This window comes from Sorangium sp. So ce119, from assembly GCF_051524405.1.
GTDB classification, from domain to species: Bacteria; Myxococcota_A; Polyangia; order Polyangiales; family Polyangiaceae; genus Sorangium; species Sorangium cellulosum_G.
The window spans coordinates 4,187,422-4,208,067 of record NZ_CP150310.1 but is presented as its reverse complement, the minus strand read 5'-3'; the positions used below and the strand labels follow the sequence as shown (position 1 = coordinate 4,208,067).

19 protein-coding genes are annotated in these 20,646 nt (G+C 70.3%); 2 read left to right on the top strand and 17 right to left on the bottom strand.

Annotated elements, in window-relative coordinates; all coding sequences use genetic code 11:
* Positions 1–12: 12 nt before the first annotated feature.
* The 10 genes from WME76_RS15790 to WME76_RS15745 form a co-directional block, all read right to left on the bottom strand.
* Entirely contained in the window at positions 13–1,041 is a 1,029-nt protein-coding gene (locus WME76_RS15790; protein WP_437960934.1) for a hypothetical protein, read from the bottom strand.
* Positions 1,038–2,684 carry a serine/threonine protein kinase gene (locus WME76_RS15785; protein WP_437960933.1) on the bottom strand — a complete coding sequence of 549 codons (1,647 nt, stop codon included), beginning with the start codon at positions 2,682–2,684 and terminating at the stop codon, positions 1,038–1,040. The genes WME76_RS15790 and WME76_RS15785 overlap by 4 nt, the downstream gene beginning before the upstream one ends.
* A gap of 140 nt (positions 2,685–2,824) precedes the next feature.
* Entirely contained in the window at positions 2,825–3,490 is a 666-nt protein-coding gene (locus WME76_RS15780) for a hypothetical protein (protein WP_437960932.1), read from the bottom strand.
* 82 nt (positions 3,491–3,572) lie between these two features.
* On the bottom strand, positions 3,573–4,499 hold the full coding sequence (locus WME76_RS15775) for a PfkB family carbohydrate kinase (protein ID WP_437960931.1): 927 nt from the start codon (positions 4,497–4,499) through the stop codon (positions 3,573–3,575).
* A gap of 165 nt (positions 4,500–4,664) precedes the next feature.
* The gene (gene mtnP / locus WME76_RS15770) at positions 4,665–5,552 is read right to left on the bottom strand and encodes an S-methyl-5'-thioadenosine phosphorylase (protein WP_437960930.1); all 888 of its coding nucleotides are present in this window, start codon (positions 5,550–5,552) and stop codon (positions 4,665–4,667) included.
* The gene (gene gmk / locus WME76_RS15765; RefSeq protein ID WP_061619274.1) at positions 5,549–6,187 is read right to left on the bottom strand and encodes a guanylate kinase; all 639 of its coding nucleotides are present in this window, start codon (positions 6,185–6,187) and stop codon (positions 5,549–5,551) included. The genes mtnP and gmk overlap by 4 nt, the downstream gene beginning before the upstream one ends.
* Positions 6,188–6,196: 9 nt before the next feature.
* Complete coding sequence (locus WME76_RS15760; RefSeq protein WP_437960929.1) at positions 6,197–7,066, bottom strand: YicC/YloC family endoribonuclease; 870 nt, start codon at positions 7,064–7,066, stop codon at positions 6,197–6,199.
* A 25-nt stretch (positions 7,067–7,091) separates the two neighbouring features.
* Positions 7,092–8,138 (bottom strand): SDR family oxidoreductase, encoded by a 1,047-nt coding sequence (locus WME76_RS15755; RefSeq protein WP_437960928.1) that lies wholly within the window; start codon positions 8,136–8,138, stop codon positions 7,092–7,094.
* 22 nt (positions 8,139–8,160) lie between these two features.
* Entirely contained in the window at positions 8,161–8,406 is a 246-nt protein-coding gene (locus WME76_RS15750; protein WP_437737963.1) for a hypothetical protein, read from the bottom strand.
* Positions 8,407–8,688: 282 nt separating this feature from the next.
* Entirely contained in the window at positions 8,689–9,201 is a 513-nt protein-coding gene (locus WME76_RS15745) for a DUF507 family protein (protein ID WP_061619830.1), read from the bottom strand.
* A gap of 41 nt (positions 9,202–9,242) precedes the next feature.
* Here WME76_RS15745 and WME76_RS15740 point away from each other — a divergent pair, with 41 nt between their 5' ends.
* Positions 9,243–10,175 carry a Crp/Fnr family transcriptional regulator gene (locus WME76_RS15740; protein WP_437960927.1) on the top strand — a complete coding sequence of 311 codons (933 nt, stop codon included), beginning with the start codon at positions 9,243–9,245 and terminating at the stop codon, positions 10,173–10,175.
* A gap of 211 nt (positions 10,176–10,386) precedes the next feature.
* Here WME76_RS15740 and WME76_RS15735 read toward each other — a convergent pair whose 3' ends face one another.
* The 6 genes from WME76_RS15735 to WME76_RS15710 form a co-directional block, all read right to left on the bottom strand.
* Complete coding sequence (locus WME76_RS15735) at positions 10,387–11,478, bottom strand: TIGR04552 family protein (protein ID WP_437960926.1); 1,092 nt, start codon at positions 11,476–11,478, stop codon at positions 10,387–10,389.
* Between the two features lie 93 nt (positions 11,479–11,571).
* The gene (locus tag WME76_RS15730) at positions 11,572–11,751 is read right to left on the bottom strand and encodes a hypothetical protein (protein ID WP_061607000.1); all 180 of its coding nucleotides are present in this window, start codon (positions 11,749–11,751) and stop codon (positions 11,572–11,574) included.
* 441 nt (positions 11,752–12,192) lie between these two features.
* Positions 12,193–12,672 carry a hypothetical protein gene (locus WME76_RS15725; protein WP_437960925.1) on the bottom strand — a complete coding sequence of 160 codons (480 nt, stop codon included), beginning with the start codon at positions 12,670–12,672 and terminating at the stop codon, positions 12,193–12,195.
* Between the two features lie 5 nt (positions 12,673–12,677).
* Positions 12,678–13,106 (bottom strand): c-type cytochrome, encoded by a 429-nt coding sequence (locus WME76_RS15720; RefSeq protein WP_437960924.1) that lies wholly within the window; start codon positions 13,104–13,106, stop codon positions 12,678–12,680.
* Positions 13,107–13,364: 258 nt separating this feature from the next.
* Positions 13,365–13,952: an OmpA family protein gene (locus WME76_RS15715; RefSeq protein ID WP_437960923.1), complete on the bottom strand. Its 588-nt coding sequence runs from the start codon at positions 13,950–13,952 to the stop codon at positions 13,365–13,367.
* 571 nt (positions 13,953–14,523) lie between these two features.
* Positions 14,524–15,744: a hypothetical protein gene (locus WME76_RS15710; protein WP_437960922.1), complete on the bottom strand. Its 1,221-nt coding sequence runs from the start codon at positions 15,742–15,744 to the stop codon at positions 14,524–14,526.
* A 240-nt stretch (positions 15,745–15,984) separates the two neighbouring features.
* Here WME76_RS15710 and dnaE point away from each other — a divergent pair, with 240 nt between their 5' ends.
* Positions 15,985–19,623, top strand: coding sequence for a DNA polymerase III subunit alpha (gene dnaE, locus WME76_RS15705; protein ID WP_437960921.1), 3,639 nt, complete (start codon positions 15,985–15,987; stop codon positions 19,621–19,623).
* Here the strand turns inward: dnaE and WME76_RS15700 are convergent.
* Positions 19,616–20,617: an AAA family ATPase gene (locus WME76_RS15700; protein ID WP_437960920.1), complete on the bottom strand. Its 1,002-nt coding sequence runs from the start codon at positions 20,615–20,617 to the stop codon at positions 19,616–19,618. The genes dnaE and WME76_RS15700 overlap by 8 nt on opposite strands.
* Positions 20,618–20,646: the final 29 nt, after the last annotated feature.

Below are 20,646 nucleotides of genomic sequence, written 5' to 3'. Positions count from 1 at the left end.
GACGAGCGCGGCTCAGCGGCCGAACGCAGGCAGCACGCGCTCGGCGAGGATCGCGGGGAGCAGCCGCAGCTGCGCGCAGTGCCCGCCGGGGCCCGCCCCGGCGTAGCCGCGCACGTAGAGGCTGCCGCCGTCGTACATCCGGGTGAGCCGCAGCGCGTCGCCTGCCTCGCCGGGGCCGGGGGCGCCCGAGGGGGGGCCCTCTCCGCTGGCGGTGACCGCGATCGGGCTCGCCCCGAGCTCGCTCAGCAGGAACGTGGCCGCCTCCCTCGTCGACGCGTAGCCGCTGGTAGGGGTCTCGCTGTGCGTCAGGTAGAAGAGCGGCGCGCCGCGCGCGGCGGCGCCGGCCACGGCGACGTACGGGGCGAGCTGCCCCTGCACGAGCGACGTCTGCCCGGGCATGTACGAGCCGTAGAGCGAGTCGAGCAGGATCAACGCGTCGATCGGGTCGCTCCCGCGCTCGATGATCCTGCCGATCGCGCCGGAGCCAGCGCTCCAGGACGACACCGCCAGGCGGCGCGCGCGCGCGCCTGCGACCCCGGCGGCGCTCGCGACCTCGCGGTCGATCGCCTGGAGGAGCGCGCCCCAGCCGCCGCCATCGAGGGCGCGCGCGTACTCGCTCGATCGGGTCCCCAGGTCGACGCCCGCGATGACCAGCCCGAGGTCCCTGGGGGCGAGCTGCTTGCGTACGGGCTCCGCGCCGTGGAAGTGCACGAGGAGGTCGTAGCCGCCGTCCGCCCGGATCGCGCGCGCTGGCGGGACGAGGAGCCTGCCCAGCGGGAGCGGACGCCAGCGCTCGTACGCGCCGAAGCCGTGGTCGGCGAAGTCGCATCCCGCCTGCGCTTCCTGCTCGTCGAGCGCCACGCGCTCGGGCTCGCCGCCCCTCGGCAGCGGCGACGGCTCCACGGGCGCGCTCGCCGCTGGCGGGGCAGGCGACGCGCCGGGCGCGTTGCTCCGGCGTAGCAACAGCACACCGCCGACGACGCCGACGCTCGCCGCCAGCAGGAGCGCGTCGCGGAGCTGCCGCGCGCTGCGGCCGCTCAAAATCCGGGGTTGGTCACGGTCGGGACCCACTTCGTCGAGGGAGGTTTGCGCGGGGCTGCCCTGCGCGCGCCCGCCGCGCTCGATCCGGCGGCCGTCGCGCTCGGCGCGGCGGCGCTCGCGGCCGCAGGCGCGCGCCCGGCCGCTTGTGGCGGCGCGTTCGTCCCGGGCTCCTCGGGAGCGGCGACGTCGCTTGTCTCGGGAGACGGCGCGGCGCCCGCGGCGACGCTGCTCGCGATGGCCGGGGCGGTGCCGGCCGAGCTCGCCGAGGCGCCGGTCGTCGCGGCCGCAGCCACCGCGCCCGCGCTGCCGGCGAGCATGATGATCTGCTCGGACGAGACATCCTGCGGCGACGGTCGCCAGATCCACATCATGACCGCGCCGACCACCGCGACGAGCGCGAGCGCCACCGCGGCGACCAGCGTCCCTGAGCGCCGTCGTGACGCCGGCACCTCGATCGGACCGAGCGGCGTCTCCTGGCCCGGCGAGCTCTGCGGCAGCGAGGGCAGCACTTGCCGCCCGAGCGAGGGAGCGCTCGCGCGGAGCGTGGGGGCGTCGGCGTTCGGGTGGCCCGGGGGGGGTTGCGTGAAGAAGAACTCGCTGATGCTGTCGCGAACGAGCATCACCTCGGGCGGGCGGGAAGCGCGCTCGTCCAGCGCGCGCACCGTGTCGCGGAGCGCGGCGCGCCGGCGCTGGTTGCGCTCCCCGAGCAGCCCGCGCACGAAGACCCCGACGTCGTGGTCCGTCACCGGCGGCTCCTTCGCCAGCACGGACTCCAGCGCGCTCTCCAGCTCGAGCATCGTCTGGTAACGGCGGTCCGGATCCTTCTGCAGGCACGTCATCAGCACGTGCTCCAGCTCGGCCGGGAAGTCCGGGTTCTTCAGGCGAGGCGCCAGCGCTGGTCGAGAGATGATCTGCTTCAGCGTGAGGAGATCGTTCTCCGCAGCGAAGGGGTGCTCCCCCGTCGTCAGCTTGTAGAGCACGATTCCCATCGCGAAGATGTCGGTGCGCCGGTCGACCCGCTCGCCCCGCGCCTGCTCCGGGGACATGTACGGCACCTTGCCCTTGATCTGTCCCGCTGTCGTGTCGTTGTGCGCTCGGTTCGTCGCCTTCGCGACGCCGAAGTCCACGAGCTTCACGTGGCCGTCGTACGTCACGAGGATGTTCTGGGGCGACACGTCGCGGTGCACGAGCCCGAGCAGCAGGTCGTCGTTCTGCGGGTCCCGGAGCTCGTGCGCGGCGTGCAGGCCGAGGCACGCGCGGCTGAGGATGCGGAGCGCGACGCGCAGCGGGATGGCGACGCCGCTCTTGTTCGCTGCCCGCGCGATGACCGACAGCGCCTCGCCGTCGACCCACTCCATCACGATGTAGAGGACGTCGTTCTGCTCCCCGAGGTCGAGGATCTCGGCGACGTTCGGGTGGTGGATCCCCGAGGCGAGCCGCGCCTCCTCGAGGAACATCGTCTCGAACTGGGGGTCGTCCGAGAGCGACGGCAGCATCGTCTTGATGGCGACCGTCTTCTGGAAGCCGCGAAGACCCTTGCGGCGCGCGGCCCAGACCGTGGCCATTCCCCCCTGGGCGATGGGCAGGAGGAGCTCGTAGTGCCCGAGCTCCTTTCCCGGCAACAGCTCAGGTTGGGGGATCATGGCTTCGTGCGGCGCCCTCCTGACCGAACCGCGGGATCTCGGACAGCTCGAGCAAGTCTAGCATCCGGATCCCGCGGTAAGGCTATGTGATAAAGCTCACAAGAGCGCCGTCCACGAGGCGCTCCGGCGGCGCCGGGCGATCAGGCGCCGGGCGGGACCGGCTGTCCCCAGAGCTGCTGGTAGATCTCGCTGAGCTTCTGGTGGGTCTCGGGCGAGAAGCCGTTGACCGGGTGAGGCCAGCGGAAGCCGTCTCCCATGGCCTGGTTGCACGAGAAGGAGACGAGCAGATCGACCGGCGTGGGGTTGTTCGGCCTCACCATGGAGATGCCGAGGCCAGGGTAGAAGCAGTTGCCGCGATCCGCCGTGAAGCTGTCCTCGTCGCCGAAGACGTCCAGGATCTGGTCCTTGAGCTCCTCGTCCATGTCGCTGGTCGTGAGCTGGCGCTGCTGGAGGATGACGAAGTTCTTGAAGCGGGGCTGCGCCGGCAGCACCGGCGCCGCCGCCGTCTGCCCCGGGATCAGGTTGGGCGGGATGAGGCCGGGGAGCGCCTGCTGCAGCCCCTGGAGAGCGGCCTGCCCCATCTGCTGGAGCTCGGGCGGGATCCCGGGGATGAGGGTGGGTGCGCCGGTCGTCGCGACGGGCGTCGGGGCCAGCTCCTGCCCCTGGAGGCGGAGCACCGTGATCTGCGCCTTGTCCATCTCGTCGAACGGCGCCGTGCGGGCGGCGCAACCGACGACGAGGGGGGCCAGCAAGGCGATGCCTGCGAGTGTACGGGTGGTGAGGTTCATGTTCACTTTGACGTTCATCTAGCACGGCTATGCGCTGGAAGGTGAACAGCGACCGCACGCCGCAGGCCGTCGCGCGCGGCCGCCCACCCCCCGGCGGGCTTCACATCGTGCTCGCGCCGAACTCGTAGAGCGCCCGGATCTCGCTCAGGCGCGCCGTGATGTCGGCCCGGGTCACCGTGGCGATCCGCTGCGTTCCCACCGCCTCGACGCAGAAGGAGGCGGTCGCCGTCGCGTGGAGCATGCCGCGCCGGAGCGCGAGGGGCGTGATCTCCGGCTGGCACGCGAGGTAACCGATGAGCCCGCCGGCGAAGGCGTCGCCGGCGCCCGTGGGATCGATGACGTCCTCGAGCGGGAAGCCCGGCGCCGCGAACACGCCGTCCTCATCGAAGAGCAGCGCGCCGTGCTCGCCTCGCTTGATGATCAGCCGGCGCGGGCCGCGGGACAGGATCTCCTTCGCGGCGCGGCGGATGTTGTACTTGCCCGAGAGCAAGCGCGCTTCCTCGTCGTTCACCACGAGCGTGTCGATGCGGCGCAGCATCGCCGCGACCGCCTTCGGCTCACCGTCGATCCAGAAGTTCATGGTGTCGGCGAGGACGAAGCGCGGCGAGCGGACCTGCTCGAGGACGTCGAGCTGGAGCGCGGGGTGGATGTTGCCGAGCAGGACGAAGGGCGAGTCGCGGTACGCCTCCGGCAGCTTCGGCGCGAACGACGCGAACACGTTGAGCTGCGTGTCCAGCGTCGTGCGGTGGATGAGATCCACGTCGTAGCGCCCGGCCCAGCGGAAGGTCTTGCCCGGGACGCGCTCGACGCCCTCGACGGCGATGCCTCGGCCGCGCATCGCCCCGAGCGTCTCCTCGGGGAAGTCGTCGCCGACCACGGCGACCGTGCGCACCGGCGCAAAGCAGGAGGCGGCGAACGACGCGTAGGTGGCTGAGCCACCCACGACGTTCCTGGCGTTGCCGGAGGGGAGCTCGAGGTCATCGAACGCCATCGAGCCGATGATGAGAATCGCGGAGGGGGTCGTCACAGGGGGCCTCTTAACCAGATTTGCGCGCAGCCGCTAGCCGCTCGTTTCGGGGACGCCGCCCGCGCTGCAGCGACGCCGCCCGCGCTGCGGCCCCCCGACGACCGAGTCCGCCCGCCGCGCCGCCCGCCGGCGCGAGCGCGACCTCGACGCAGCCGCCGGCCGCGCTCAGTCGGCCTTCTGTCGGGGCCCGATGAGCCACTCGAGCCGCGCCTGGGCGTCGGGAGACGTCGCGCCGGCCGAGGTCATGATGGATTTCTGCAGCGCGTGGCGGGCGGGGCTCTGCGACACGTCGGGGAGGTCGTGGGCGAGCGCCTTCGCGACGTTCCGCGCGTGCACGATGTTGCGGTTGAGCACGGTGATGACCGCCTCGACGCTCACCGCCTCCTCCGATACGTGCCAGCAGTCGAAGTCGGTCGTGAGCGCGAGCGTGGCATAGGGGAGCTCGGCCTCGCGCGCGAGCTTCGCCTCGGGCAGGTTGGTCATTCCGATGACGTGCGCGCCGAAGGACCGGAACATGTGGCTCTCGGCCCGCGTCGAGAACTGTGGGCCCTCGATGCACACGTAGGTGCCGCCGCGGTGGACGCGCGCCTCGGTGGCGCGCGCCGCATCGTGGACGGCGGCCGCCATGATCGGGCACACCGGATCGGCGAACGGCACGTGGGCGACCAGGCCGTCGTCGAAGAACGTCGAGGTCCGGCGCTTCGTGAAATCGATGAACTGGTCGACCACGACGAGGTCGCCCGGCTCGATCTCCTCGCGCAGCGAGCCCACGGCGCTCACGCTGAGCACGTGCGTGGCGCCGAGCATCTTGAGCGCGCAGATGTTCGCGCGGTAGTTGATGTTCGACGGCGAGAATCGGTGCCCGCGTCCGTGGCGCGGCAGGAACAGCACGGTCGCGTCGCCGCCCTTGACCTGGCCGCGGAGCACCACGTCGCTCGGCAGCCCGAAGGGCGTGGACACCGAGACCTCCTCGACGTCCTCCAGCCACCCCATCTCATAGAGCCCGCTGCCGCCGATGATGGCGAGCACGTCGTGCCTCGCGCTGACGCTCATCGCTCGAACCTCCGCTCCGCGAGCAGCCGTTCGCAGAGCATTGCGCGCCGCTGCCGGCGGCACCGCTCGGCGAAGACGAGCGACCGGAGCTGCTCGTAGGCCCGGTTGATCTCGTCGTTCACGATCACGTAGTCGAAGAAGCCGTAGTGCTCGATCTCCCCCTTCGCGTTGCGGAGGCGCCTGAGCGTCGTGGGCTCGTCCTCGGTGCCGCGCCCGCGCAGGCGACGCTCGAGCTCGGCGAGCGACGGGGGCAGGATGAACACGGCGATCGCCTCGGGGAGGCTCGCCTTGATCTGCCGCGCGCCCTGGTGGTCGATGTCGAAAAGGACGCCGCGCGCGGTGGCGCGCGCGATCTCGATCTCCTTCAGGCTCGTGCCGTAGAGGTGATCGTGCACCCGGGCCCACTCGGCGAACGCCCCGATGCGGATCATCTGCTCGAACGTGCTCGGGTCGACGAAGTGGTACTCGCGGCCGTCGACCTCGTTCGGGCGCGGGCGCCGCGTCGTGTGGGAGACCGAGAAGCGCAGGTCGGGGAACTCGCTGCGCAGCCTCCCGCAGAGCGTCGTCTTCCCCGCGCCGGACGGGGACGACACGATGAGGAGGAGGAAGTCGTCACTGGGTGCTTCGGTCGACATGCTCTCCTGTCACTCGATGTTCTGGACCTGCTCCCGCAGGCGTTCGAGCTCCACCTTCATCGCCACGACGTGATGGGAGATGGCGGCGTCCTGCGCCTTGGAGCCCAGTGTGTTCGCCTCGCGTACCATCTCCTGAAGCAGGAAGTCGAGCCTCCTTCCGCAGGGGTCGCCGCCCGGCGCCGCGAGCGCGCCGCCGAACTGGTCGAGGTGGCTCCGCAGGCGGGTGATCTCCTCGGTGATGTCGCTGCGCTCCGCGAGCAGCATCACCTCGGCCTCGATGCGCGGCGCCTCGAAGCCGGCGTCGACGCCGTGGAGCAGGCGCTCGACGCGCTCGCGCAGCCGCCGCCGGAGCGCCTCGCGCGCCTCGTCCGCGCGCGCCACGACCTCGGCGGCGAGCGCGCGCAGCGTCTCCACGCGCCCGCGCATGTCGCACGCGAGCGCCTCGCCCTCGCGGTGGCACATGCCCTCCATCGCGTCGATCGCCCGCTCGATCGCGAGCTTGAGCGCGCCGCGGACGGTCGCGATCTCGTGGCCCCCGGCGGGCGCGAAGAGGTCCGGCACGGCGCAGAGCAGCGACAGCGGCACGTCCGCGCCCGGCGCGAGCTCGTCGCGCAGCTCGGCGAGCGCGCGGAACGCCGCGCGCGCCTTCGATTTGTCGAGCGTGCTCGGGGCCAGCACCGCGCCCTCGGTGCGCACGATGATCTCGATGCGCCCCCGGCGCAGGCGCTCCCGCGCCACCTGCTCGGCGAACATCGTCAGGTCGACGAGCTCGCGCGGGAGCCGCGCGCGCACGTCGAGGAAGCGCTGGTTCACCGAGCGGATCTCGGCGACGACGCGTCCTTCGGTGAGCGAAGCGTCACCGAGCCCAAAGCCGGTCATGCTCCGCACGAGCCGCTCCGTCTACCTAGCTCGCCTGGTGCCCGGTGTCCGCGGCCGCCTGGGCCTTGGGCAGCGGAACGTTGCCGCACGTGACCGTCGCCGACGCGGCGGCGGGGCCCTTCTCGCGCAGCGTCCTCAGGTACGTGACGGTCGGCGCGATGCCGTCCTCCCAGCGCACGCGCGGCGCGTACCCGATGAGCTCGCCCGCGCGCGAGATGTCGGCGAGCGAGTGGCGGATGTCGCCCGCGCGCGGCGGGAGGTGCTCGACCGCCACGTTCCGCCCGAGCACCCGCGAGATCTCCTTGCAGAGCTCGTTCAGCCCGATCCTGCGCCCGCCGGCGATGTTGATGATCTCGCCCTTGAACTTCTTCGGAGACGTCGCGGCGAGCAGGTTCGCGGAGACCGTGTTCTCGATGAAGCAGAAGTCGCGCGTCTGCTCGCCGTCGCCGTAGATCGGGATCGGCCGGTTCTGGAGGGCGGCGTCGACGAACCGCGGGATCGCGGCGGCGTAGGCGCCGTCCGGCGTCTGGTTCGGCCCGAAGACGTTGAAGTAACGCAGGCTCAGCGTCTCGATGCCGTAGATGCCGGCGAAGACCTTCATGTAATGCTCGCAGGCGAGCTTCGTGACCGCGTACGGCGACAGCGGCATCGGCTCCATCGCCTCGTGCTTCGGGAGCACCGGCGTCTCGCCGTACGCGCTCGACGACGCGGCGAAGATCACGCGGCGCACGCCCTGCCGCCGCGCCACGTCGAGCACCGTGACCGTGCCGCCCACGTTGACGGCGTTCGACTCGACCGGCGTCTCGACGCTGCGCGGGACCGAGCCGAGCGCGGCCTGGTGGAGAACGACCTCGACGCCCTTCGCCGCGTCCGCGACCGCCGCGGCGTCCCGGATGTCCCCGGTGATCCGCTCGATCAGCGACTGGTGCGGGAGCCCGTCGAGGTTCTCCCATCGGCCCGTCGCCAGGTTATCGAGGACGCGGACCCGCTCCCCTGCGGCGGTCAGCGCCGCGACGAGGTTGCTTCCGATGAAACCGGCACCGCCGGTGACCAAGTAGCGAGGCGTGGACATGTGCGTGCTCCCCAGCGGGCGCCTACTTCTTCTTGAAAAGGTTGTCGAGCTTGCTGCGCGAGTCGGCGATGCGCTTCGAGTTATCCTCCGGTACGCCGTTCTTGAACGTGAAGAAAGTACAATAGTTCGCCCTTTCCCGGTCAGGGATGTACTCGGCGATGTGCTCCTTGCACTGGTTGTGCGCGGCCGGGTCCCAGTTCTCGCAGTTCTTGCAGCAGTGGAGGTCGACGCCGCAGTGCGGGCAGGTGTCCGCGCGCTGGAGCTTCACCTCGAAGATGAGCTCGTTCTTGCATTTATGACAGAAGTGCCGCTTCGCCTCGACCTTCGGAATCCAGCTCATGATGTCCTCCGGTACCACGACGAGGCCCGATCCGGCAGGCAGAACGTTCCATGGGGGGGCCGGTCGGGAGCAGTGCGTTCTTATCCTACTGGCGCTCCCCAGGAACGATCTGCCTCGACGCGAGCCGTTCGGGGGGCTGATCGAGGGGTGAGGGCCGCGATCGCTCGCTAGTTCGCGTCGCGGGAGCTCGTCCGCCCGGCGCGGAGGGGTCTACACGAGCCCCTTGCGCCGCTGGATCTCGCCCATGACCCGCTGGTACTCGATCTCCCAGGTGCGGGAGCCTTCCTGTACATGGCGGAGCTTGCCGCGCACCTCGGTGTCGAGCGCCTCGTCCATCTCGAGGTACTTCCGGAGGACAGGCCGTATCCGGCGCCGCAGGTCGTGGTCCTCGACGAAGACCTCCTCGACGTTGTTCGAGTGCATGAGCATCTCGAGCAGCTGGTCGAGGAGATAATCCATCGTTTCCTCGCCTGTCTTGATCCCCTTCTGCTCCGCGGCCAGGCGCTTGACCCGGTTGAACTCGCCCTGGGGGAGCCCGCGCGCCTGGAGGATCTCTTTGGCCCGCTCGGTCGCTTCACGGTCGGCGTTCAGGTAGCTCGTGAACACCGACTCGATGTCGAGCGCGACCTCTTTCTTCGACGTGCACTCGATATCGCGGTTGTCCACGAGCGCGCGGACGATTTCTTCTGTGAGAGGAGTAATTTTGCCGCTAAAGAGGCGCATCCAACGTCCGTAGCTGGAGGAGCGGTCGAACTGGCTCCCCCGTGCAGGGGTTCATTCACGGGGCGTGCCCGGCTCAAACCGAAAGGTACGGGCCGCGTCTCGGGGATGTCAACGCAAGTAGGAGGGTTCCGGTGAAAGTCGGAGCCGCCCGGCCGGTGGGGCCTCCCGGAAACAGCAGGACCGCGACACCGCAAACCGCAGGAGCAGCCGCGATGATGATGGGTAAGGATGCGATGGCACGGAGCGTCAGGGTTCAGCCTGGCGCGCTCGGAAACGACGGTGGACTCGACCTGGATTCGCGCAAACGTCGGGTTGTCCGGCGTGGCGCGATCGGCAACGCGGCATCCCCGGCCACGCAGGCGGCGCTGGCCGACGGGGGGACCATCCAGCGCGTCGCGAAGGGGCGTCACCTGGTGACGCAGGGCGACGCCGCGACCGCCCTCGCGATGCTCAGCCTCGGCCGCGTCCGGCTGGTGCGAGGGATGAGCGACGGGCGCAGCCTGTCGCTCGGGTACAGAGGGGCCGGCGACGTGCTTGGCGAGGCGGCGCTCGGCGGCGTCACCGCGCACCGGGAGAGCGCGATCGCCACGGAGGACGTCGAGGCGCTCATCGTCCCGCTGGCGACGGTGCGGAGCCTGATGGCGAGCGACGCCAACTTCGCCGCCGCGATCGTGACCACGCTGGTCGAGCGCCATACGGACACCGAGGAGCGCCTTGCCTCGATGCTCTTCCGCAACGTGGAGGCCCGCCTCTGTGAGTTCCTGCTCAAGGCAGCGACGCGCTGGGGCATCCCCGATCCGCGCGGGGTCCTCATCTCCGCGCCGTTCACCCATCAGGAGATGGCGAGCATGATCGGCTCCACGCGCGAGACCGTCACGCTCACTCTCGGCGACCTCCGTCGCAAGGGGGTGATCGAGATCGACCGCCGTCGGATCGTCGTCCTCGATCGCGACGCGCTGAAGGCCCGCATCTGAGCTCGCTCGCCGGCGGCGTCGTTGAGGGGACACGCCCCGTCGACGCGCCGCCCGCCGCCGCCCAGGCGGCTCGCTCCGCGGCTCCGCTCCGACCGCTCGACTGCTCCCGGCGTCGCAGCGGCTCCGCCTCCCTGCTCCAAGCGCTGCTTCGACCACGGACCCGCCCCAGAGCTCCTGCGGGAGCTCTGGGAGCTTCCGTCGCGCCCCGCGCCTAGCGATCGCGCTTCGGTCCGCCGCTCGCCGGGTCGCGCGTGGAGCGCACGCCGAGCTTGAGCCGGCGCATCACGGCGTGCTTCTGCCGCTCCTTGTAGCGGGCGTGGCTCGCGTCGCCGACCTCGTTCGCCGCCTCGGTCTCGCGGTCGATGAGCTGAAACTCGCAGAGCACGAAGATGATCGGCCCGAGCGCCCAGGCCGCGGGCGGCGCCATGTCGAGGATCTCGGCGGGGAGGCGCACCGGCAGATCCACGACGAAGTGGATCACGCGGTAGCTCCGATCGCTGAAGCTGTTGTCGCCGGCCGTCAGCCCGTCGTCGACGTCGGTCTGCAGCGCCTCGAGCATCGGCAGGAGGAAGGGGCGCGCCTCGCAGTAGCTCCGGAACCGCAGGATCGTGTTGGTGCTCTCGCCGGGCACGACGTAGTTGAACGGGAACAGGCGCTCCGAGAGGTACAGGAGCACGGGGAGCAGATCGTCCACGGTGCGGCAGACGATGCGGAAACGGAGCTTGTCGTAGATGGCCGCCGCGGTCGTGTCGGTCTTCGAGAGCAGCTTCGTGTAGAGCGAGTCCTTGTTCTTCCGCCCGCCGATGAACTCGGTGATCGGGAAGCCCGCCGCGAGCATGCCGCCGATCACCCGGTAGACCTTCTCCTCGACGAGGTGGAAGACGTCCTGGTCCGACATCGGGATCGAGAAGAGGAGCTCGCGCCCGGCCAGGTGATGGATGATGTGCATCGCCTTGAGGATCGTGCAGGCGCAGAGCTGACGGTGGCCCTTGCCCGAGGCGAGCATCAGGATCTCCTCGACCGACGCGCGCGCGACCGGGCTCGGGATCGGGAACTCGAAGTGGCGGCGCAGGTACGCGACCGCCTCGTTCTTGACGCTCTCGAGGTGGGCGCGATCCCCCGGCTCGTCCGGCCGGAACTCCTGCGCGAGGAGGAGCTCGCGCGCGGCCTGCTCGCTCTCGAGGTTGAGCCTCCGCCAGTCGATGACGGACTCGCCGCGCAGGATGAGGTGCACGGACTCGAGATCCATGAGCGTGAACTCTTCGAGCCGCTTGAGTCGGCCGACGGAGGCGTCGTGCGTCATGACCTCACGCTCCCCGAGCGGTAGCGCCAGGGCCGCGGGCCGCCCGGGGGACCGTCGCGTCGACGCGCAGCAGGCGACCGCTGGGAGAGAAAGTCAGGAGACAGGGGCGTTCGGCGGGGCAGGGCGAGAGCTCGGGGTGCGACCGAGCGACAGGGTGCCGAGGAAGATGCCGATCGTCAACGCGACGACGGTAGCGTGGCCGAGATAGGCGCCACTGCAACCAATGGCAGCAAACGGGGCGAGCGCAGCCAGATACCACGGGGTGATCCTCATCGGTTCTCCTTCTCCGCCTCCAGCGGCACTGATCGAGCCGCATGGTCGCTCCCTCCGGGGGGGCACCACGATGCATCACGGTCGTCCCGGACAGAGCGTGTAAGTCGTTGTAGGATAAGGTGCCACGCCCTGCTTTTGCGGGCCAAGAAGTAGCGGCTTCGGGGGGAACGCATCAAGGGAATTCGTTCTCACTTTCCATTCCCACTCGAACTGCCGGCGGTGGATGCAAGAAAAGATCAATCAAAACAACGTCTTGCTACGGAAGTCGGAGCTGTTTCTTCAGGGGTGGAGCGCGGCCCGTCGGACGCGAGGTGGTGCCTGAGGGACACGCCTCCAACTCACGGCCCTGCCTGGCTTGTCAGTTTCCGGGAGTCAACGGTCTCGTGCGCGGGCCGACCACGGTTGTGCAGTGGCATCCGTCCAGCCCGGGCAGAGAGCCGTTCAGCGTACGGGGAAGGTGATCCGGTCCGCGTCGCCGAGCGTCACCGCCCGGCTCGTGACGTCGCGCCCGCGCGTCCTGCCCACCGCGATTTCCAGCTGATAGACGCCGTCCGGGAGCCGTACCTTCGTGAGGACGGCCCGGGGCGCCGTCCCCTCGGCGAAGCGCCACGAGCTGCCATGGACCGGCGCGACGTCGATCGCGCCGTCCGCAGAAGACCGGTCCGTCCAGGTCACGTCGAGCTGCACGACGGTCGACGCGTCGTCGAGGCGCAGCTCGATCTCCCGCTCCTCGGGGAGCCCCCTGAAGAGGACGCTTCCCGCGAGCAGCGCGCCCGCGACGAGGATCGCGGGCGCGAGGCGCTTCATCCAGGCGGGCCGCGGGGCCGGCTCGACCGGGGCTTCGTCCGGGACCGGGGCTTCGTCCGGGACCGGCGCTTCGTCCGGATCAGGGTCGAGTCGTGCCCGGGGAGGCGAGCTCATGAGCTTCAGCGGGCGGCGCGGTTCGTGCGGATCCGCTTCACCAGGCCGTCGATGACCTGCTGCGGCAGATCGAAGGCGGGCATCTTGTTCTTGCCCTTCCTGATCGTCTCCGCCAACTGCGCGTCGGTCACCCGCTCCTGCCACGCCGCGTCGGTCAGGTCGGGGGCGCGGACCATCGGACCCTGCGGTCCGTCGCCGCGGCCGGCCCTACCGTGACAGCTCGAGCAGTTCCGCTGCCAGGCGAGCTCGATGAGACCCGGATCGGTCTCGTTCGAGGCGACGGGCCGAGCGGCGACCTTGCCGCCCTGGTTCTCGTTGGGGCTCGGCGGGTCGTGATCGGCCGGCGTCCATTCGCGGACGTCGCCCGGCCCGGGATCGCAACCGAGGAGGCCGACGAAGAGGACGGCGGCGCCAAGGAGGCGACCGAGGGGCATGTCGTGGCGTCTCCGCATGTCGTGGAGGACTACGGATAGTGAAGATGGTGGGGGAGGCAAGAAAGAAGGACGAGGGGACGGAACCGGCCGCCGGCGCGCCAGGAAATGGCGCTGCGCGCCGGCGGAGTCTATCCGCTGTGAGCGCGCCGAGCGCGTGTCAGCGCGCCGAGCGCGTGTCAGCGCGCCGAGCGCGCGGCTCGGGCGGCGTGCGCGCGCCGAGCGCACGCGCGCCGTCCGATGCGCGCTCGGCGGAGCGCGTCACTTGCAGGGATCGCCGGCGACCTTGCCGCCGCCGTCCACCGGCTGCTTGTCGACCGCCTTGCCCTCGACGGCCGCGATGAAGAACCCGGTGCGGCGGTTCTGGGCCTTGCCGTCGGGCGTGTTGTTGTCGGCGACCGGCTTGGACTCGCCGAAGCCGACGGCGATGAAGCGCTTGCAGTCGTGGCCCTTCGCGACGAGCCAGCGGGCGACCGACATCGCGCGCTTCTCCGACAGGGTCTGGTTCAACGCGTCGTCGCCGTCCGAGTCGGTGTGGCCCTCGATGCGGAGCAGGCTGACGTCCTTCCGCTGCTTCAGGAAGTCGTCGACGATGCCGAGGACCTCGTCGCTCTCGGGCAGGAGCTTGTCGCTGTTCGTCTCGAAGACGACCGGCCCGGGCAGCTCGACCTGGTTGCCCTTCAGCTTGAAGGTCATCTTGAAGCGCGGGCGGGGCTTCTTCTCCTCCTTCGGCGGCTCGGGCTTCGGCTCCTCGGGGGGAGGCGGAGGCGGGGCCGGCTCCTTGCTGCCGGAGTTGAACGAGGCGCTGGCCGTGCAACCCGCCGTCACGGCGGCAGTGCCAACCATCATCACGGCGCACAGAACGGAAGCGACGTATCTACGCATGGACGTTGTTCTCCTCTGAGGGCACGAGCCAGGGCTCGCGTCGGCAACCCGCCGGGCTGACGCGCTTGGACGGCAGCTCGCCATGAATCTTCACCGCCGTCGGGCATTTGCGTGGTGGACGCATCGAAGCGACGCCGCCTTCTAGCGAAAAGTCAGGACGAACGAAACCGGGAAGAGGTCGCCGCCGTGGACCCGCGCAAGCGGACGGATCGACAACAGACGCTGCCGAGGCCGCTCTCGCTGCGCGCGTACCCTGGACGGGCGGGGTCGTTCCTAGAGACGCTCGCAGGGCGCGCGATGGCTCATCGACGAGCACGATCTTCGCGAATCGCGTGAACGAACGTGAAGGTCGCAAACGGCGCGAGCGCCGCGAAGGATGCAAGCGGACCGAGCAGCGTGAGCTGCTCGCGCGCAACAGGCGGGTTGGTAGGACGGGGGAGGGCACCCGAGGGGTGCCCCGGGGATGGGCCCGCGGAGCCCTGGGCGAGGGCTCCGGATCATCTAGCCGCAGAGAGAGGTCGAGAGCGCGCCGTGTTCAGCCTGCGCTTCCGCCCGCGCCGCCCGCGCCGCCCGCGCCGCCCGCGCCGCCCGCGCCGCCGCCGCCTGCGGCCTCGCCGCCCGCGCCGCCGCCGCCTGCGGCCTCGCCGCCGCCGCCCGCGCCGCCACCGCCCGCGTCGCCGCTCCCGCCGTCGCCGCCTTCCCCACACGGCACGCCCGTCGTCGTGGCAGGGGGCGCGATCTCGCCGAGCTGGACCTGCTTTGCCGTGAACCCGATGCCGATGGAGATGGCATCGCACTCCCGGCTCGGATCCTGGCTGCCATCCTTCATGATGTCCGACGCGCGGCGGACCTGGTCGAGGATCGTCTCGATCCCCGAGCCCTCGCAGACGCCCGGCTGGACGGCGCCGATCACGCTGCGCAACTCCTCGGCGAGGACGGCCGTCTCGAGCACGCCCGCGATCGTGCCTTTGACCACCGACTTGTGATCGGGCGCGAGATCCATCGCGACCCGCACGTTGCGGATGGTGAGGCCGATCGTGGTGCCCGAGAAGGTCAGGTTCAGCTTGAAGCTGACCTGGGACTCCGGGCCCGACACCCACGTGTTGTCGACGACGTAGCTGGCCGGGAACACGACCTTGGCGCTCTCGATGTCCTGCGCGTCCTCGAGCAGCTCCGGGACGACGGGCCACTTGTCGCTCCCGTTCCACACGGGCGCCGCGCCGAGCGTGGCGCCACCATAGAGCTTCGCGGTGAGCGGGTTGTACGACGGCTGGTCGCCGAGGCCGTCGAGCTTGAAGATCACCGTGAAATCGCCGTTGGCGATCGCGTCGGTGACCCGGGTCGACGGGTCGGTCAGGAAGTTGGCGATGAGGCTGACGAGCTTGTTTCCGAAGGAGTTGTCGATGCCGTTGGCGCCGTCCGGATACACGTCGGAGGGGGAGGCGCCGTCGACCGGCTTGCACAGGTCCTGCGATACGGTGCTGGACACCTTGCCGTCGAGGTTGAAGCCGTACTGCTTCCAGCTCCCGGCCATCTTCTTCCCGTCGCGATCGGTGTCACCGAGGAAGAGCCGGTCGATGCCGAACGCGACGCCCTCGCCGTCGCCGGGCTGCGCCGGTCCAGGCGGAGGAGGCTGACCGGGGGGGGCGACGACGGGGTCTTCCGCAGGATCCGCAGGATCGGAGCCGCACCCGGCAACAGACAGGAGCGCCGTCGCGAGATAAACCGCGACGGCGATACGGGAATGACGCATCATCGACCTCACTTTCTGGAAACCCCACCCCGGATCAGGCAAGTGCTCTCAAGCGCGCGCACATGCTAGCGCCGGCCTGCGCGCCTCATCAAGGGCGATCCCCGCTGCGCAATGCGCTATATGTGAGCGCGAAAGCAAGCGCTGACCGGTCGTCCAGATGCCTGTCAATTCCGTCTTCCGTGCTCCCTGATTACCGGTCTTTCCCGATTCACCCCGCCATGAGAAGCCACCTGGAAGCCTGCTGTGACCGCTGAGTTCATCCACCTCCACGTGCATTCGCAGTACTCGCTCCTCGACGGCGCGCTGCGCATCAAGGACCTGGCCGCGCGCGCCAAGTCGCTGGGAATGCGGGCGGTCGCCCTGACCGACCATGGCAACATGTTCGGGGCGATTCAGCACTACAAGGCCTGCAAGGACCAGGGCATCGGCGCGATCATCGGCTGCGAGGTGAACGTCGCGCGGAGCTGGGGCGCGTCCGCGGGGCAGGTGTCGCGCTCGGGCGTGGACGAGACGCCGGTCGATCACCTCGTGCTGCTCGCGACGTCCGAGGAGGGCTACAAGAACCTCGTCCGCATCGTCTCGAAGGGGCACGTCGATCCCGCGAGCGGGCTCGCGCCGAGCGTGCGGCTCGATATGGTCGCGCAGCACAGCGCGGGGCTCATCGGCCTGACCGGGTGCATGGGCGGCGTGGTCGCCCAGCGGATCCTCGAGCAGGGCGAGGACGAGGGGCGCGAGGCGCTCAGCCGGCTCAGGGACTGCTTCGCGCCGGGCAGCCTGTACGTCGAGCTGCAGGACCACGGGCTGGTCGAGCAGTCGGTGCTCAACGGGATCCTGGCGCGCGCGGCGGGGGACCTGGGCTTGCCGCTGGTCGCGACGAACGACGCGCACTTCGGGGCGCGCGAGGACGGCGAGGGGCAGCTCTACCTGTCCTGCATCGCGGCCAACCGGACGTTCGCGGAGGCGAGCGAGGCGCACCACGGCAGCTTCGAGATGTTCCTCAAGCCCGCCGACGAGATGACGCACCTCTTCCGCGACTTTCCGGAGGCGGTCCGGTCGACGCTCGAGATCGCCGAGCGATGCTCGGCGCTCAAGCTGAAGCTCGGCAAGCCGATGCTGCCGACGTTCCCGCTGCCGAGCGGGTTCGCCGACACCGGATCGTACTTCCGGCACGTGGCGCACGAGGGGCTCACGAAGCGGCTCGCCCAGATCGCGCGGACCGGCCGGAAGGTGGATGAGGTGGTCTACCGGGCGCGGCTCGACGTCGAGCTGAACGTCATCGTGCAGATGGACTTCCCAGGCTACTTCCTCATCGTCTGGGACTTCATCAAATATGCCAAGGACCACGGCATCCCGGTCGGGCCGGGCCGCGGATCGGGCGCGGGCTCGCTCGTGGCCTACGCGATGGAGATCACCGATCTCGATCCGCTCCCGTACAACCTGCTGTTCGAGCGCTTCCTGAACCCGGAGCGCGTCAGCATGCCCGACTTCGACGTCGACTTCTGCATGGACCGGCGCGACGAGGTCATCTCGTACGTCACGAAGAAGTACAGCAAGGAGGCGGACAAGCCGTCCGTCGGGCAGATCGCGACGTTCCACGAGCTCAAGGCGCGGAGCGTGATCAAGGACGTCGCCCGGGCGATGGCGTTCCCCGCGAACGAGGCGCAGAAGATCGCGAGCCTCATCCCGCAGAAGAGCCCGGGGATCATGTACACGATCCCGGAGGCGCTCGAGATCGAGCCGAAGCTCAAGGCGCTCAAGGAGAGCGACCCCACGGTCGCGGAGCTCCTGAAGCAGGCGCAGAAGCTCGAGGGCCTGACGCGGCACGCCGGCATGCACGCCGCCGGCGTCGTGATCAGCGAGGGGCCGCTCTGGGATCACGTCCCGTGCTTCAAGAACGGCGAGCAGCTCGTCACGCAGTACTACAAGGACGACGCCGAGCTGGCCGGCCTCGTCAAGTTCGACTTCCTCGGGCTGAAGACGCTCACCGTCATCGACATCGCGGTGCGGCTCGTGAACGCGCGGCCGGACCGCGCCGGGAAGGAGGGAGCGCTGTTCGACGTGAACACGGTGCCGCTCGACGACACCGCCACGTACGCGCTCCTCCAGTCGGGCGAGACCACCGGCGTGTTCCAGCTCGAGTCGAGCGGCATGCAGCAGCTCTTCAAGGACCTCAAGCCGGACGCCTTCGAGGACATCGTCGCCGCCGTGGCGCTCTACCGGCCCGGGCCGCTCGGCACCGGCATGGTGAAGGACTTCGTCGACTGCAAGCACGGCCGCAAGCCGATCGAGAAGATGCACCCGCTCGTCGACGAGCTCCTCAGGCCGACGTACGGCGTCATCGTCTACCAGGAGCAGGTCATGCAGATCGCGCAGAAGCTCGCGGGCTACACGCTCGGCGGCGCCGACCTGCTCCGGCGCGCCATGGGCAAGAAGAAGCCCGAGGAGATGGCGAAGCAGAAGGCGACGTTCGTCGACGGCTCGCTGAAGAACGGCGTGAAGGCGGAGGACGCCGAGCGCATCTTCGGGCTCCTCGAGTACTTCGCGGGGTACGGCTTCAACAAGAGCCACTCGGCCGCGTACGCGCTGCTCACGTACCAGACGGCCTACCTGAAGGCGCACTACCCGGTCGAGTTCCTGTGCGCGCTCATGACGGCCGACCGCGACAAGATCGAGAAGGTCGTGCGGATCATCGCGGAGGGGCGCGCGTGGGGGGTCGAGATCCTGCCGCCCGAGATCAACGAGTCCAAGACGGACTTCACCGTCGTCTACAGCGCGAAGCCGGGGACGAACGGCAAGCGCGTGACCGGCACGCGGCGCGGCGGCTCGCGGATGAGGGACCCGTACGATCCGAAGATCCGCTTCGGGATGGGGGCGATCCGCGGCGTCGGCGAGTCGGCGCTCGAGGCGATCCTCGAGGCGCGGGAGGCGGGCGGCGCGTTCGCGGATCTGTTCGACTTCGCCGAGCGCGTCGATCCGCGGCGGGTCAACAAGGGGGTGTTCGAGGCGCTCGTGCAGTGCGGCGCGTTCGACGCGAGCCTGCAGGCGCGGGGCATCTCGCGGGCGCGCGCGTTCGCCGGGATCGACCGGGCGCTCGAGCGCTCGCGCAGCGCGAGCAAGGAGCGGAACAGCGCGCAGATCGGCCTGTTCGCCGCGGTCGCGTCCAAGAACGAGGTGCGGCTCGACGACTACCCGATGGCGGAGGACTGGGACCTGCGCGAGACGCTCTCGCGCGAGAAGCAGTCGCTCGGGTTCTACGTCTCGGGGCACCCGCTCGATCGGTACGGCGTGGACATGAACCGCTTCGACGTGACCGCGGTGAGCGCGCTGGCCAGCATGGACCCGTGGTCCAGGGTGCGCGTCGGCGGGATGGTCGAGGGCTACCGCGAGCGCATCTTCAAGGGAGGCGGCGGCAAGATCGCGTTCTTCGTGCTCGAGGACACGGCGGGCCGGGTCGAGGTCAAGGTGCGCGAGAAGCAGATCGAGGCCTTCGGCGAGCTCCTGAACCGGGGCGAGCCGGTCCTGATCTCGGGGAAGGTCAGCTTCCCGATGGTGGAGGAGGGGGCCGAGGAGGCCGAGTCCGCGCCGCGCGAGCCGACCCTCCTGCTCGACGAGGTGCAGCCGCTGTCCGACGCGATCCTCGCGCAGACCCGCAGCGTGGCGATCACGCTGAAGTCGCGCATCGCCAGGCGCGAGCACATCGATCGGCTCGGGGCGCTCCTGCGGGCGAGCCCGGGCGTGTGCCCGGTGCAGCTCGTGATCCAGCTCGACGACGGGGCGGAGGCGGTGCTGTCGCTGGGGCGCGATCTCCGCGTCGAGCCGAACGACGCCATGCTCGGGCGGCTCGAGAAGCTGTTCGGCGAGAAGGTGGCCGAGCTCAGGTAGCCGGCTCGCCCGCGCCCGCCTGCTCGGCGGCCCGCGCCAGGGCGCCGAGCCTGGCCTCCGCGTCGCCGCGATCGCCCTGGTGCTTGAGCAGGACGCCGAGCGTATCGCGGGCGACCTCCGGGGTGATCGCGCGCTTCCCGAGCAGGAGCAGCGCGCGGGCCCAGTCGATCGTCTCGCTGATGGCGGGGGATTTCCGCAGGTCCATGGCCCGCAGGGCGCCGACGAACGCGACGATCTGCGCGGCGAGGCGGGGCTCGATGCCGGGGAGCGCGATCTTCAGGATCGCCACCTCGCGCGACGGCGGCGGGTAGTCCAGGAACGCGTGCAGGCAGCGGCGGCGCAGCGCCTCGGTCATCTCGCGGGTCGCGTTCGTCGTGAGCAGGACGAGCGGCGGGTGCGCGGCGCGGACCGTGCCGAGCTCGGGGATCGTGACCTGCATCTCGGAGAGCACCTCGAGCAGGAACGCCTCGAACTCCGGATCGGCGCGGTCGACCTCGTCGATGAGGAGGACGACCGGCGCGGCGCTGCGGAGCGCCGCGAGGAGCGGGCGCGCGATCAGGAAGTGCTCGCTGAAGAACGACGCCTCGCTCCCCGCGATGGCGCGCGCGGCCTCGGAGAGGCTCGCCGCGCCGGCGATCTCCTTCGCGACGGCGTCGCGCAGGAGCTGCGTGTAGAGCATCTGCTTCGCGTAGTCCCACTCGTACAGCGCCTTCGCCTCGTCGAGCCCCTCGTAGCACTGGAGCCGGATGAGCCCGCGGCCGAGCGCCTCGGCCGCGGCGCGGGCGAGGTCGGTCTTGCCGACGCCCGCCGGCCCCTCGAGCAGGAGCGGCCGGTGCATCCGCAGGGCGAGCCAGAGCGCGAGCGACGTCGCGGGATCGGAGATGTAGCGGGCCGCCGCGAGGCGCGCGTCGAGCTCGTCCGCGGAGGCCGGGGTGTCGTCGTGGGCGCCGCGCGCGGCGGGCGCGCCGCCGTCGTGATCCGGAGGGGGCGTCACGGCGGGACGGTAGCACGCCGCGCGCGTCA

Excerpts from the sequence above, each read along its gene's own strand:
- WME76_RS15785 (WP_437960933.1), bottom strand. The coding sequence starts at position 2,684 with ATGATCCCCCAACCTGAGCTGTTGCCGGGAAAGGAGCTCGGGCACTAC.
- WME76_RS15780 (WP_437960932.1), bottom strand. The coding sequence starts at position 3,490 with ATGAACGTCAAAGTGAACATGAACCTCACCACCCGTACACTCGCAGGC.
- mtnP (WP_437960930.1), bottom strand. The coding sequence starts at position 5,552 with ATGAGCGTCAGCGCGAGGCACGACGTGCTCGCCATCATCGGCGGCAGC.
- gmk (WP_061619274.1), bottom strand. The coding sequence starts at position 6,187 with ATGTCGACCGAAGCACCCAGTGACGACTTCCTCCTCCTCATCGTGTCG.
- WME76_RS15760 (WP_437960929.1), bottom strand. The coding sequence starts at position 7,066 with ATGACCGGCTTTGGGCTCGGTGACGCTTCGCTCACCGAAGGACGCGTC.
- WME76_RS15755 (WP_437960928.1), bottom strand. The coding sequence starts at position 8,138 with ATGTCCACGCCTCGCTACTTGGTCACCGGCGGTGCCGGTTTCATCGGA.
- WME76_RS15745 (WP_061619830.1), bottom strand. The coding sequence starts at position 9,201 with ATGCGCCTCTTTAGCGGCAAAATTACTCCTCTCACAGAAGAAATCGTC.
- WME76_RS15735 (WP_437960926.1), bottom strand. The coding sequence starts at position 11,478 with ATGACGCACGACGCCTCCGTCGGCCGACTCAAGCGGCTCGAAGAGTTC.
- WME76_RS15730 (WP_061607000.1), bottom strand. The coding sequence starts at position 11,751 with ATGAGGATCACCCCGTGGTATCTGGCTGCGCTCGCCCCGTTTGCTGCC.
- WME76_RS15725 (WP_437960925.1), bottom strand. The coding sequence starts at position 12,672 with ATGAGCTCGCCTCCCCGGGCACGACTCGACCCTGATCCGGACGAAGCG.
- WME76_RS15720 (WP_437960924.1), bottom strand. The coding sequence starts at position 13,106 with ATGCCCCTCGGTCGCCTCCTTGGCGCCGCCGTCCTCTTCGTCGGCCTC.
- WME76_RS15715 (WP_437960923.1), bottom strand. The coding sequence starts at position 13,952 with ATGATGGTTGGCACTGCCGCCGTGACGGCGGGTTGCACGGCCAGCGCC.
- WME76_RS15710 (WP_437960922.1), bottom strand. The coding sequence starts at position 15,744 with ATGATGCGTCATTCCCGTATCGCCGTCGCGGTTTATCTCGCGACGGCG.